Origin of the sequence: Paenibacillus sp. FSL L8-0340, assembly GCF_038593145.1 — a bacterium.
GTDB lineage: Bacteria > Bacillota > Bacilli > Paenibacillales > Paenibacillaceae > Paenibacillus_AQ.
This window is the reverse complement of sequence record NZ_CP151967.1, coordinates 740346-752948: the sequence shown is the minus strand read 5'-3', so window position 1 is coordinate 752948 and position 12603 is coordinate 740346. Positions and strand designations below refer to the sequence as shown.

Here is a 12603-nt window from a genome sequence, read left to right as displayed (position 1 = left end):
AAAGTAAAAAGGCTGTTCAAAAAGTAGTGCAAGCCTACTTTGAACTGCACCCCGTCAAATAGACAGCGTAAATAATAAAAGATCCTTAAGCGGCCTTAGTCCTGAATTCATTGGGACTGAGGCCGTTTAGTTTTGCCTGTAACCGTTCGTAATTGTAAAAATGTATGTAATTATCAATGTCTTTTTGGAGCTAGACGGGTATGACAAGCCTTAACATCGGCTCAGAAGCAATAATTTGTTCATTAGGCACTGGGTGGGGGATACTACAAAGGACGACTATCAATAGCCGCCCCAACTAAACTTATGGACAAAAAAAGAAGCGGGATTTCTCCCGCTGCGTTGCTGTATACGCCAATACATCTCAACTATTCGTCTTTCCTGACCAACAGTGAACAGCACTCCACATGTGACGAGTAGACAGGGAGTACAGGCTTTTAATACTAATGGAATGGCATTTACCCACAACTTCTAGGCGCCCTAATACGGCGTCTTTTCTTTTGCGCGGGAGAATACACGAAACGCTATACTGCCAAATTCGGCGTCTGACGGCATAAAATATATCACGTAATATCTCTATCTTGTTTTTGACGTCACTGTTGATATATTCTCTTGAGAAAATTCATACCACGTTACATCCCTTTTAGCTTCTTCTTCTTTAACAAAAGCATTATATGAATCTATAGTAACTAGTTTATTATTGATGTAGTATGCTATGGCGAATGTGGTGGATGATTCATCAGTAGCACTTGATTCATGATAAGCTAAATCGTCAATTTCACAGAAATTGGTTTGGAATCTTAATTTTCCATATCCGTTGTAAGTTAACCCGCCGCTTAACCATCTAAATGTCCCGTCAGTTTTAAGAAAACGTATCTGGTCGTTTCCAAAAAAGTAGCCATAGACTTCACCGTTCATATAATGCAGGACTTCAACAAAATTTGGATTCTCATCTACTGTTAATCCAAGAACAACTTCAGGTATTCTGTCACCATCCATATCAAGCACGGCAAAGTGATTTATTTTAATTTTAGATGTAGTTCCATAAATCTCGTTATTAGTTAAAAAATCATTCAAATATACCTTTTTCTTAGTTTCTGTGCTGTAAAATTCAATCTTATTTTGCAATACTATCTTATATGCTTCCATTGCTAAACTCTTATTGTTCTCAGGTTTACTTTCAGAAGGAGTAATATGTGCAGAAGAAGTAATTGTTGGAACACTGGTGTCAGAAATTTTATTACTACTTGAGCTACTGTCATTATTCAGGTTTGAGCTGCTTTTATTGGTGGAACACGCAGTTATTGAAATACTTAACAGAAACATAAGAAGCACACACTTAATTTGTGATTTCATTTAATCTCTCCTCAACTATTCGCTTCTAGAATGTTCAAGTCTTCTTTTCCGAAAGGTTATTTCAGTATAGCGGGAAATGGGCAATATTGGAACCTGACATTTCGGGAAAAGAAAAGACGCCGATCAACTGGAACGTATCAAGCTTGGTGCGGGATGCACTTCAAACCCGACAGGCGTAATGGGGCGTATATTTGCGGCGGTTACGTTAAGCATACGTCCGCTTTCTGTTCGTCCCACATTATCGAACAGCAGAAGCTTGGTGAAAGGATTAAGATTCACTATAACCTTTCCAATCCTTACGCTACCAACTAAGGTACAGTCTATTCGGCTGCTATCCTTTGTTTTAAGTCTTACTGTAACCTCCACATGGGATGAGTGCTGACGGTAGAATAAACTATGATGTGGCTGTTTTCACCTTTTTAACAAGAAGGAAGTAGTCAAAAACAAATATAATTAACCATTACATTTTTTCCAAAAAATAGATGTAATATTGTAATTTTATACAATGATAACGAGGAGAGATCTGCGATTGGATAAAAACTTAAGTATAGCAAAGAAAGCATTAAGTAACTACTCCATAACATGTAAATCGATTGATTTCATTGCACAAAGCGGAAATACGATCTACAAAATCACTGACCTGGATAACAACAGTTATAGCCTCCGATTGCATATATCCAAAGGTGACGCTCTTGAAAGTTTTTGGAGTAAGCAGGAAGTGATCCACTCCGAAATGGTCTGGCTTCACGCCTTAGCCTTAGATACAGATTTAACCCTGCCTTCACCTTACAAGAATACCCGCGGAGAATTCATTACGACCGTAAACAATACAAACTGCACTTTACTACAATGGGTGGAAGGTGAGCAGAAACCTTTTATCCTTACAATAGATGACGCTAAATATATAGGTGAAATGACCGGTAAATTACATAGGCAAGCCTCTAACTGGCAAATCCCAAGTTTATTTGAACGTCCTGCCTTTGATAGTTCCCGTATATTACAATCACTGGGCAAGCTTAAGGAGCGGGCTAATGCAGGTCTGCTTAATACAAGTGATACCGAACTTCTTCAGATTGCAGGTGGGCAGGTAATTACAATGATGAACTCTATTGAGAGAACGTCCGGTAATTGGGGAATGATTCATGCCGATTTGATTCCAAGTAATATTGTGTTTCATGAAAAAGAGGCGCGGCCCATCGATTTTGGCGCTTGCGGGTTTGGTTACTATTTGGTTGATCTGGGCTGGACGTTCTCATATATACATCCTTCATTCAGAGAACAGTTACTGAAATCATATTCTAAGTATCATTCATTACCGGATAACTATATTGAGCTATTGGAAGGTTTTTTCGTTGCAGCACAGCTTGAGACCATGAATTTCTGGCTGGGTCTGCCCGACTCGCAGGAGTGGTTACCAGACCATATCAGTAAATTAGCCAGTAGAGAAATTAATGCCTATGTAAACAATGAATCGTTTCTCTTCACAGGTGTTCCGTATTGGGAATAACAATTTATACCGTCATAAGCAAGAGAAGAAAGGTATATCCTTAAAGGCGTATCCTCGTATGACATTCTCTTTATCACTAGTAGGAGTTGTTGAGATGAACTACAGAATGGAGCATACACCGGATGAAACATTCGAGCAAATCGCCGGTGGGCAATATTTGAAATACCCGGCCCCCCTGCCTGCAGCAATGGCAGAGATATGGAGACGGATTTTACCGATTGGTTTCCAGCATCCGGTAATAAACACGTAGAAGCACCAGAAGTGGAGTGGTACTCAAACGGTGACCAGAGCTCGTCTGACTATAAAAGCGAAATATGGATCCCCGTTATTAAGAAATAATGTTCTTTCTTGAATACCAAAGTTGAAATGTTCTCAAACGAAAGCATTAGCATACACAATATCTTTCAACCCTGATGTCAAAAAGGAGCCTAACCGGCTCCTTTTTGACATCAGTTTTTTTGAGTCATCCACGCCACCGGCTCCACATGTGCGGGTTTCGTAATTTATTTATTTATTTTGCCGTTTGATTGATAAAATCAACTTCTTACTGCCGCTCACCGTATTTTTTTCATTGTCAGTAATATAGGAGTGTTGTTCGATCATGTGTTCAGTTAAAATCAAGGCCGCATTGCCCTGTATATCAAGAATGCGCCAATGATACCCGCCAAATGGCAAGATGAGCCGATATTAAAGTCCCTCATTCTCTTTCTCCTAGTCCCCTTACTTTTTATTCGAATCAGGGCGCCGCGGATTGACCGTGCCAAAGATATGATATGGTGTTATCCCATTTGCAAATAGGCTATCTACCAACTTGACCAATTCTTCCGACGATAGATCTTTGCCGTTGCGTATCCAAAGGCGAAACATAGATATTAATGTTGATATGTAAAACTCAATTATGTATGGTGCTAAAACATCATTTGTTGGAAAGTCCACAATCAATCTCTCAAAGGGAATTTCTCTTTTCAGGCGTTCAACAAAATGAACAGAACCATAGTCGCCCAAGAGGGCTTTAAGAACTGAAATTTCCTCTGCATTTTCCAAGCATTGAAGTGCATCTTGGAAAGTATGTGTAGAAAACTCTCTGCTTGCCATTTCCTCGTTAATGGATTTAAAGACACGCTCTTCAACGCAGTCCAACAACTCATAGATATCCGTAAAGTATTGATAAAATGTACTGCGATTATATCCTGATTGGTTAGCAATCTCTTGAATTGATATTTTTTCAATTGGTTTTTGGCTATATAAATCACAGAATACATTTATAAATGTTTGCCTAGTTTTGTCAGTAATTTCAGGTTGCTTATTCATTATTTGCCTCCATTTTCTGTTCAATCGATTATACAACAGATATTAAAAATCTGATGGTTGATGACCGTATAGTGAATCTATACAATAACATTATACAACACGTTGTTTGATCATCAACAAGGATTAATATATATTTTCAGGAGGCTAATATGAGAATTTTATTCTTCGGTAGAGGTGTAATATCGACCCAATATGCTTGGGCTTTTGAAAAGGCAGGGCATACAGTTGAGTTTTATGTTAGAAAAGGGAGAAAAGAAACCTTCGGAAGCAACATAGAGCTTGAAATGTGGGACGCACGAAGAGGGAAACAGTTAATAAAAGAAAGCTGGAACGTCAAACTGCATGAGGAGATGAGCCCAAATTATGATCTCATTATTGTGAGTGTCAACACGGAACAACTTCCAGAAGCAGCACAATTACTATCGACTGCTGCTGGAAACACCCCTGTCCTAATATTCAATAACGTTTGGCAAGATTTGAAATCATCGATCTCACCATTGTCTATGAACAATGTTGTCTTTGGGTTCCCAGGAGGAGGCGGCGGCATCGCGGACAATAGGCTTAGAGGTGGCTTTTTAAAAATGCTATTTCTGGAAAAACCACGGGTAGGCACTGAACATATTAACAACAAGGTCAAAGAACTATTTGAAAGTGCCCATTTTAAAATTAGTTGGATAAAGGATATGCAAAACTGGCTATGGAATCACTTTGCCATGAATGCGGCTATAGAGACCGAGGTGTTAAAACTGGGAAGTTTTCCAGCACTCATGAATCATAGTGACTCATTTGCAAATGTTGGTAAGAATATGAGGGGAATTATCCCTGTACTTAAAGCAAGAGGTGCAAAGATTGATACGATTTCTCTACTGTTAACTAAGATTCCACCGGCACTTCTCGGCACGCTTTTTAACAAGGTTATTTTTGCAAAGGGCAGCTTACCACGACTTTTCATCGAATACAACAATAGTAAAGCAGGTTTTGCGGTACTTGAAGTTGTGAGAGAAGCAAAAAAGTTAGGTATACCTTTACCACGTCTTACTTTGGCATTTGAAAACACTGAACAACACAAAGCTATTGAAAATTTCATATCATAAAAATTTCCAGGATTCTCTGTCATCATGCGGATAATTTTGGCCTTAGATTCTATTTTGTTCCAATCCTTTCCTTCATTGAGCTTAGCTTTTGATTATCGTGGTAAGCACCCGCCCGTATCACAGCGTTAATACCATAAAGATTTTGTACTCTTTCTATGGGGTTGGCGTCCAGAAGGACCAAATCGGCGTTTTTGCCGATATCCACGGTCCCCATATCATTCATCCGGTCCAGAAATCCAGCCCCGTTCAGGGTTTCATCTGAAGAACATGAAGCGGCGGGATACCGGCCTTCTCCAACTCGTCTTCGATATCTTAATTTATTTGTAGAATCCGATTGTTCTTCTAAAGCGTAAGCCAAAATTAGTGATACATTAGGACTCATTCAGGTAAATGTGGCTCCAAATCACTACTCCCTCACCAACAGTGAACAGCACTCCACATGCACCGTATGGGGGAACATATCCACCGGAGTTACCTCCACTGTTCTGTACCCGCCATCCTCCAGCACCCGCAAATCCCTCGCCAGTGTCGATGGATTACAAGACACATACACCACCCGCTCCGGCTTCATCGCCAGAATCGTATCCAACAGGCGCGGGTCGCAGCCCTTCCGCGGCGGATCAACGACGATGACGTCCGGCGTGACGCCCTGCTCTTTCCAGTTCGGGATAACGTCCTCTGAGGCACCTACCTCGAACACTACGTTGTTCATATGGTTAAGCCGTGCGTTTGCACGCGCGTCCTCAATAGCTTCAGGCACAATCTCTACGCCGTACACCTTAGACGCGTGCTGCGCCAGAAACAACGAGATTGTCCCGATACCGCAATAGGCATCAATTACAGTCTCCTTGCCTGTCAGACCGGCATATTCTACGGTTTTACTGTACAGCACCTCAGTCTGCGCCGGGTTCACCTGATAGAACGAACGGGCGGAGATGGCGAACTGCACATCGCCGATGTAATCGTAGATGACGTCGGTGCCCCATAAGACACGGGTCTCATCTCCGAAAATGACATTTGTCTTCTGCGTATTGATGTTCTGGCAGATGCTTGCCACAGCCGGCAGCTGTTCGCGGATGCTGCCGAGCCAGGCGTCCAGATGCGGGATGTCACGGCCGTTCGTGACCAGTACCAGCATCATCTGCCCGGTGCGGAAGGCTTTCTTCACAACGACGTGGCGCAGCAGGCCGCGTCCGGTCTCTTCGTTGTAGGCGGAGATGCCCAGCTCTCTGCCGATGCGTTTCACTGCGGCAACGACGTCGTCGTTATGCTCATGCTGGATCAGACAGGTCTCCATGTCGACGATCCGGTGGCTGCCGCGGGCATAGAATCCGCCGACCAGTCCGCCTTCGGTAACGCCGATCGGCACCTGGGCCTTGTTGCGGTAGCGCCAAGGCTCATCCATGCCCAGGGTAGGCCGGACGATTATGCCGTCAGCTTGGGCCCCCACAGCACTTGCATTTGCATTTGCGTTTACACTTGCACTCGCAACGCCATCGCCCTGGCCCTCAGTCGCCCCGCTTTCTGCCCCGGCAGTCAGGTCCGCCGGTTCAACGGCTTCCTTTGCACCAGCGCTCCCAGCACCTGCGCCTCTGCCCTGCGCACCCGCCACCTGCAGCTTCCCGATCCGCTGCAGGTTGTCCACCACCAGCTGGCGTTTCCACGCCAGCTGTGCAGTATAGTCCATATGCTGCAGCTGACAGCCGCCGCATTGGTCATAGATGGCACAGGGCGGCGCGATGCGGTCGCTGCTGGCCTGCACGAGCTCCAGAAGCTTGGCGTAGCCATACTGCTTCTTCGTCTTAAGCACCTTCGCCCGGACCTTCTCACCGGGAAGGGCGCCCTGCACAAATAGGGTAAAGCCTTCTACGCGGCCTACCCCTTCGCCTTCATGGGTCATGCCGATGATATCGAGCATAACCTCGTCATTCTTATTCACTGGCAGTCCGGCGACAGGCGCCGTGCCTTCCCGACGGCTTGCGCTGCGTCCACTGCGGTGTTTACTCATATCTATAGGTTCACTTCTTTCATTATCTTCGCTTTTGCAATAAAAGTGCAGGCTAGCCTTACAGCCACCTGCACTTCCTTTCATCTAACTGTCTCAAGGCTTCTGCGCAAAAATCCGCAAATGCTGCGGCAGGATCTGGAATTTACCTGGCAAAGTGCCGCCGAGTTCACCATCCAGATTGAGCTGGACATATCCCGGGGAAGTGACTTCCATGGCATCAGTACGGAAATAAACGACCTTCTTATCCTGCAAATGCTCGCCACGGATTGCCAAAGTCACGAGACGGATGAACTCTGCAAGGTTGCATTTCTTAACAGCAATGACGTCGAACAGTCCATCGTCAATGCTTGCATCCGGGGCAAGCTTCTCAAAGCCGCCTACCGAATTGGTGTTGGCGATCAGGAACAGCATGAATTCGTCATGAATCAGCTCCTGGCCATTGGCACGGATGTAGAGCTCCTGCGGAGAGAGACTGGCCATTTTCTCAATACCCTTCAGGTAATAAGCAAGCTGGCCCATCATCGTCTTAAGTCTGCTTGGAACCTCGTATGTCAGCTCGGTCAGGCTGCCGCCACCGGCTATATTAATGAAGTATCGGTCATTGGCTTTGCCGAGGTCAATCAGGCGCGACTCCTGGCGAAGAATCAGATCACAGGAATCCTCCCAGTTCTTCGGAATACCCATAGCCCGGGCAAAATCATTGGTTGTACCCAGCGGCAGTACACCAAGCGGGGGAAGATTCGGTCTCTCCGCCATGCCGTTGATTACCTCATTTAATGTGCCGTCACCGCCGGCCGCTATGATCAGATCATAAGTTCCGCGTTCGACCGCATCAATTGTGGCTGCCGTAGCATCGCCCTCACCGGTTGTTGCATGACATGAGGTTTCGATGCCGCCAATATCCAGCCGGTCCAAAATGTCGGCGAGCCGCTTTTTCATTTCTTCCCGTCCAGAAGTGGGATTATAAATCAGTCTCGCAGTTTTCATTACCGGAACGCCACCTGTTTTTATAATAGATAACCTTACTGATTATACCCAATTCTGCACCCCACAAGCAATGCCAGAGCCTAGTAATGTATATATTTTACTTATTGCGATGACATCAAATTAGCAGCAGCAGCAGAAAAGTATAAATATATGTATGCGGCAGCCACCGAAAAAAACACAATGGAAACGCGATCTTTTCAAAGTTGGGAGCTTCACCGGACCTTAGTCAGCTTGCGCCCGCAGCTTCACCAGCATCGTATTTACCTGCTCTTCAATCCAGTGCGGCAGCAGCGGATGAGGCAGCAGTGTCCGTCCCGAATAAGCATACTTTAATCCCTGAAGTCTCTCCGGAATGACTACCTTGGTGAAATAGCCTTCACTTAAAAAGAGCGGAGCCACCAGTACATCATAACCCTGCTCCTGCCAATATTCCGTCCGGCTTCTAACACTGTCCGGGTTCAGCAGGCCGTAATCGGCCGCCGCCACTCCGCTCACTGTGCGCACACGTTCCGCCAGGGAGGAAATGCCCTGCTCCCAGCGCTGGCGGAAGCCGTCATGTTTGCTGCCGTGTCCCACGAGCAGAATCGTCTCCCGCTGCGGATTAGCGGACAGCTCACGGACCTTGTCCCAGATCATGACCGCAATATCCGGATCATCATCGACGGGGTAGCCGAAATGGATACGCGCATTAACCGCAAAACGTTCAAGATCCGTTTCACGTTCAGGGGCAGCTTTGGCGCCGAGCGCATACTCTATTTCATCAATATGCGTACTTCCCGAAGACACAAACAAGGGGATCACAATAATATCTGTGACCCCTGCATGTTCCAATTCATTTATACCATCCTGTATCAGACAGCCCTCTACCAGCTCCAAAAAAGAAACCGCCACAGGCAGCTCCTTCTCCAGTGATAAATGGCCGACGGCTTCTTCAACAATAGAAACCCATGTCTTGTCCCGTGAGCCGTGACTAATAATGAGTACGCCCGGCTTCATCAATTATCGTCCCAGACGTTCCAGTGTAAGCTTATACCCGTCATTGCCGTAATTCAGGCAGCGTTTCACACGTGAAATGGTCGCCGTACTTGCGCCAGTCTCTGCTTCAATCTGATTATAAGTAGAGCCTTTGCCCAGCATCCGCGCAACTTCCAGACGCTGTGAGAGCGATTGGATTTCGTTTACTGTGCAAAGATCATCAAAGAAAACATAACATTCTTCCATATTTTTCAATGTTAAAATAGCCTCAAATAATTGGTCAATACTTTTATCGTTTAGCTTCTTAAGCTGCATCGTAGATCATCCCCTAAAAGTTTGGTCAGCATTAGCATCATTGAATAAGCATCGTACAAAACTGACATTAAATACATAATTTAATATGACATCTTGCCTCTACTATATTGTACTGGAGCAGTTTTTTCAAGCATTAACGGTTTCACGCTGTAAAGAACGAAAATCATGGACAAACGTCCACCCCAGACGCACACAATTTATGTATTCGACAGTCTTCCTTCAAAATCCTTAGAGGATTACCGCCATAATTATAGTACTACATAAGCACCGAAAATCAAGCATAGACACGGTTTCTTCACTTCCCGTCCCTCCTTGTAGGCATTCGCCCTTTTCCGCTACTATCCCGGTAACCCGGGCATTCGTCTATACCTTATGTTCGCCCATGACATACAGTATAGCAAACCACTAACGAAGGAATGTGATGTTATGCCTCATCATTACTATAATCATTCCCGCCGGGATGGGCGTTCGCTGGCCGGGCCGTACACGTCTTCCCCCTATCCCGGTATCACTTCATATGCGCCGCCTGTTCCCGTGGAAACCGGATTGCTTCCTGCCCTTGGAGCGGAAGCTGCCGAAACAGCGCTTGTCCTGCCTGCCGCAGAAGCCGCCGCCCCCAAAGCAGGCGGATTGCTGGGCAATCTCGGCGGACTCGGCAATCTCGCGAATATGGAGCAGATCAAAGGTATCGTCGACCGGCTGGGCGGAATTGACGGCATCGTAAACTCCATGGGCAAGGTGCAGAAGGTGATGCAGGGTTTTCAGCAGATGGCCCCTATGGTTAAGCTCGTAATGGGAAGCTTCGGAAAAGGCAAAAAAAGCGGGGCAGGTGCGCTCGCAGCGGAAGAGGATGCCGCTCTGTATAGCCCCAAACGGCGTAAAAAAAGACGCCCCGCGACGCAGCGACGCCATTCCTCACCCAAGAAGAACCGTAAAAAAACGGCTCCCGCCTCCAGTAAACGCCGCCGCACTTAGGCGGTGGCGTTTACGCTTTCCTTTACTTAAACCAGCCGCTCCGCCGGAACCATCTGAACATCCCCACTCCGAGTACCAGCATGAGCAGCAGCACCAAGGGGTAACCGTAGGTCCAGTTGAGCTCCGGCATTACCTGGAAGTTCATCCCGTATATCCCGGCAATCAGGGTCAGCGGCATGAATACGGTAGTGATTACCGTGAGGGTCTTCATGATGGAATTCATCCGGTTGGAGTTAAGCGAAATATAGCTGTCGCGCAGATCAGCGGTCATTTCCCGGTCCACCTCGATCATATCGGTCAGCTTCAACAGATGATCATAGATATCGCCAAAATAAATCCGTTCCTCTCCATTGCTCTGCACATGCTGCGAATTGACGATCCGGTACATCAGGTCCCGCATCGGCACAATCGTCCGGCGCAGCTTAAGCAGCCGTCCGCGCACATTGAAGACCTGGCTCATAAGCTCTTCCACTGACTCGCTGCCGCCGCTGCTTTCCAGATCGGCCAGTTCATCTTCAAGGCTGTACAGGCTAGGAAAATACTTATCGACCAGCTTGTCCATTACGGTGTAGGCTGCCGCAATTGGACCGCCCGACCAGCCCTTGCGGCTGTGAATCTCCGATTGCACCGAAGCCCAGGCCTCATCCATCTCCGACTTCTCCTGATGGTGATAGGATACGAGAAAGTTTTTGCTCAGAAACAGGTCGACCTCTTCCGCCGCCAGCGTGCGCTCATTGAGCGCATGCAGTACAAAAAACTGCACATCCTCGTAATAATCCAGCTTCGGCCGCTGCAAGATATGCATACAATCCTCAATGGCCAAGGGATGAAAATGAAAATAGGTGTCCAGCAGCAGGGACTCCGCCGCCGTAGGCATAGCAAAATCCGCCCAGATCCAGGCATAATCAGCGATCACTATATTTTGCAGTGCCAGCCCAGTCAGCACTTCACCCTGATGTGTTATTACTAATGTACGTATCATAATGAATCCTCCGTTTGTTCCTACTTACGCCTTGCAGCAACTTCATGTTACCATTGTACCGCATGAAGCATCTCCACCCCAAATATTGGTGTGAAGCCTACCTCACTTACATATCCGCGAAAAAAATAACCGCCAGCCTGCTGTACAGCAGTTCCGGAGGTCCTATTATCCCTACATCTATAGTTGCACCTTAGCGGCCCATGCCGTCCAGCAGTTCCAGATGCAGCACTTGCAGAAATTTCTTGATGTTCACCTTAACCTTGCCGGAATCCCGGCCCTGCTCGATCTCCCTCATCTTCAGCCGCACCTCCTCAAAATCAAAATAAAGCGGCGCGTAATATTCGAACTTGGGGTTCCCGTAATCCGTCAGTCCAATGGAGGCCAGATTCGTCAGTCCGGCAGACAACGCGCGGCGCAATCGCTGTTCAATTGCTTTAACCTCTTTCGCTGCTTCGGCGGGAACGGTTTTATAGCTGGCTGCAGCCATTTCGTAGAGTTCCTTAAGCGGTGGCAGGCTTCCGCGGTTACTGTGCGTTGCGGCCAGCTCCATCATCGTGATAATATCGCGGCTTCCGCTTTCCGACACCATGCCCATATTCATCAAAATCGGCTGAATGATCTCCCGTACGGAACGTTTGCTGACCTGCACCGGCGGCAGTCCGAGCTGCAGTCCCTCCAGCTTGCCAAGGCTAGATTTGATCTCATCCAGATAGCGGTTAATCGCATAACGCTCGTTCACCTTATACAGCACGGCCTCCACTTCGATCTTATTGATCGGTTTACGGATGAAGAACTCGATTCCGCTGCGGTAAGCGCGGCCTACCATGTCACTGTTTTCAATCTGCGAGATCATCACGAATTTGGAGCGGCAGCCTTGGGCTTGCAGCGAGATGATCGTCTCGATCCCATCCTGATCCGGCATGAGCAGATCCATGAGCACGATGTCCGGACATTCACTTAAGATCAGCCGCACCCCGTCCTGCCCGCATTCCGCCGTACCCGCCACTTCGCCAAGCCCGCTATCCTCAATGATATGCTGCAGCATTCTTCTGGCGGCCGCATCGTCATCCACTATACAGAAAGAAAGCGGCATCCT

The 12603-nt window shown here is 46.7% G+C and carries 14 protein-coding genes and 1 pseudogene; 5 read left to right on the top strand and 10 right to left on the bottom strand.

Annotated features, from left to right (window positions below; translation table 11 throughout):
* Positions 1-85: 85 nt before the first annotated feature.
* Together NST07_RS03455 and NST07_RS03450 are read right to left on the bottom strand one after the other, a co-directional pair.
* Positions 86-190, bottom strand: a pseudogene (locus NST07_RS03455) (IS3 family transposase); the annotation flags it as partial.
* Between the two features lie 383 nt (positions 191-573).
* Positions 574-1353, bottom strand: coding sequence for a hypothetical protein (locus NST07_RS03450; protein ID WP_341089716.1), 780 nt, complete (start codon positions 1351-1353; stop codon positions 574-576).
* A 529-nt stretch (positions 1354-1882) separates the two neighbouring features.
* Here NST07_RS03450 and NST07_RS03445 point away from each other — a divergent pair.
* The 3 genes from NST07_RS03445 to NST07_RS03435 all read left to right on the top strand — a co-directional run bounded on the left by NST07_RS03445 (position 1883) and on the right by NST07_RS03435 (position 3199).
* Complete coding sequence (locus NST07_RS03445; RefSeq protein WP_341377246.1) at positions 1883-2860, top strand: phosphotransferase; 978 nt, start codon at positions 1883-1885, stop codon at positions 2858-2860.
* Positions 2861-2954: 94 nt separating this feature from the next.
* A complete protein-coding gene (locus tag NST07_RS03440; protein WP_342482007.1) occupies positions 2955-3110 on the top strand; it encodes a hypothetical protein in 156 nt (51 codons plus the stop codon).
* Positions 3059-3199 carry a GyrI-like domain-containing protein gene (locus tag NST07_RS03435; RefSeq protein ID WP_342481043.1) on the top strand — a complete coding sequence of 47 codons (141 nt, stop codon included), beginning with the start codon at positions 3059-3061 and terminating at the stop codon, positions 3197-3199. The genes NST07_RS03440 and NST07_RS03435 overlap by 52 nt, the downstream gene beginning before the upstream one ends.
* A gap of 381 nt (positions 3200-3580) precedes the next feature.
* On the opposite strand, the gene NST07_RS03430 is transcribed toward NST07_RS03435, so the two are convergent.
* Positions 3581-4171: a TetR/AcrR family transcriptional regulator gene (locus NST07_RS03430; RefSeq protein WP_038585744.1), complete on the bottom strand. Its 591-nt coding sequence runs from the start codon at positions 4169-4171 to the stop codon at positions 3581-3583.
* 149 nt (positions 4172-4320) lie between these two features.
* Between NST07_RS03430 and NST07_RS03425 the strand changes: the two genes are divergently transcribed.
* A complete protein-coding gene (locus NST07_RS03425; protein WP_341377244.1) occupies positions 4321-5265 on the top strand; it encodes a 2-dehydropantoate 2-reductase N-terminal domain-containing protein in 945 nt (314 codons plus the stop codon).
* A gap of 49 nt (positions 5266-5314) precedes the next feature.
* Here the strand turns inward: NST07_RS03425 and NST07_RS03420 are convergent, their stop codons facing one another.
* The 5 genes from NST07_RS03420 to NST07_RS03400 all read right to left on the bottom strand — a co-directional run bounded on the left by NST07_RS03420 (position 5315) and on the right by NST07_RS03400 (position 9550).
* On the bottom strand, positions 5315-5647 hold the full coding sequence (locus NST07_RS03420; RefSeq protein WP_342481042.1) for a hypothetical protein: 333 nt from the start codon (positions 5645-5647) through the stop codon (positions 5315-5317).
* A 24-nt stretch (positions 5648-5671) separates the two neighbouring features.
* Entirely contained in the window at positions 5672-7273 is a 1602-nt protein-coding gene (rlmD, locus tag NST07_RS03415) for a 23S rRNA (uracil(1939)-C(5))-methyltransferase RlmD (protein ID WP_342481041.1), read from the bottom strand.
* A 93-nt stretch (positions 7274-7366) separates the two neighbouring features.
* Positions 7367-8260: a diacylglycerol kinase gene (locus NST07_RS03410; RefSeq protein WP_038585736.1), complete on the bottom strand. Its 894-nt coding sequence runs from the start codon at positions 8258-8260 to the stop codon at positions 7367-7369.
* A 222-nt stretch (positions 8261-8482) separates the two neighbouring features.
* A complete protein-coding gene (locus NST07_RS03405; protein WP_342481040.1) occupies positions 8483-9259 on the bottom strand; it encodes a CbiX/SirB N-terminal domain-containing protein in 777 nt (258 codons plus the stop codon).
* Positions 9260-9550, bottom strand: coding sequence for a YerC/YecD family TrpR-related protein (locus NST07_RS03400; protein ID WP_019913624.1), 291 nt, complete (start codon positions 9548-9550; stop codon positions 9260-9262). It lies immediately after the preceding gene.
* A gap of 426 nt (positions 9551-9976) precedes the next feature.
* On the opposite strand from NST07_RS03400, the gene NST07_RS03395 reads away from it, so the two are divergent.
* Positions 9977-10525: a tyrosine protein kinase gene (locus tag NST07_RS03395; RefSeq protein ID WP_342481039.1), complete on the top strand. Its 549-nt coding sequence runs from the start codon at positions 9977-9979 to the stop codon at positions 10523-10525.
* Between the two features lie 22 nt (positions 10526-10547).
* Here the strand turns inward: NST07_RS03395 and corA are convergent, their stop codons facing one another.
* The gene (gene corA, locus NST07_RS03390; RefSeq protein WP_341089705.1) at positions 10548-11507 is read right to left on the bottom strand and encodes a magnesium/cobalt transporter CorA; all 960 of its coding nucleotides are present in this window, start codon (positions 11505-11507) and stop codon (positions 10548-10550) included.
* Between the two features lie 190 nt (positions 11508-11697).
* Positions 11698-12600: a response regulator gene (locus tag NST07_RS03385; RefSeq protein WP_342481038.1), complete on the bottom strand. Its 903-nt coding sequence runs from the start codon at positions 12598-12600 to the stop codon at positions 11698-11700.
* Positions 12601-12603 lie beyond the last annotated feature (3 nt).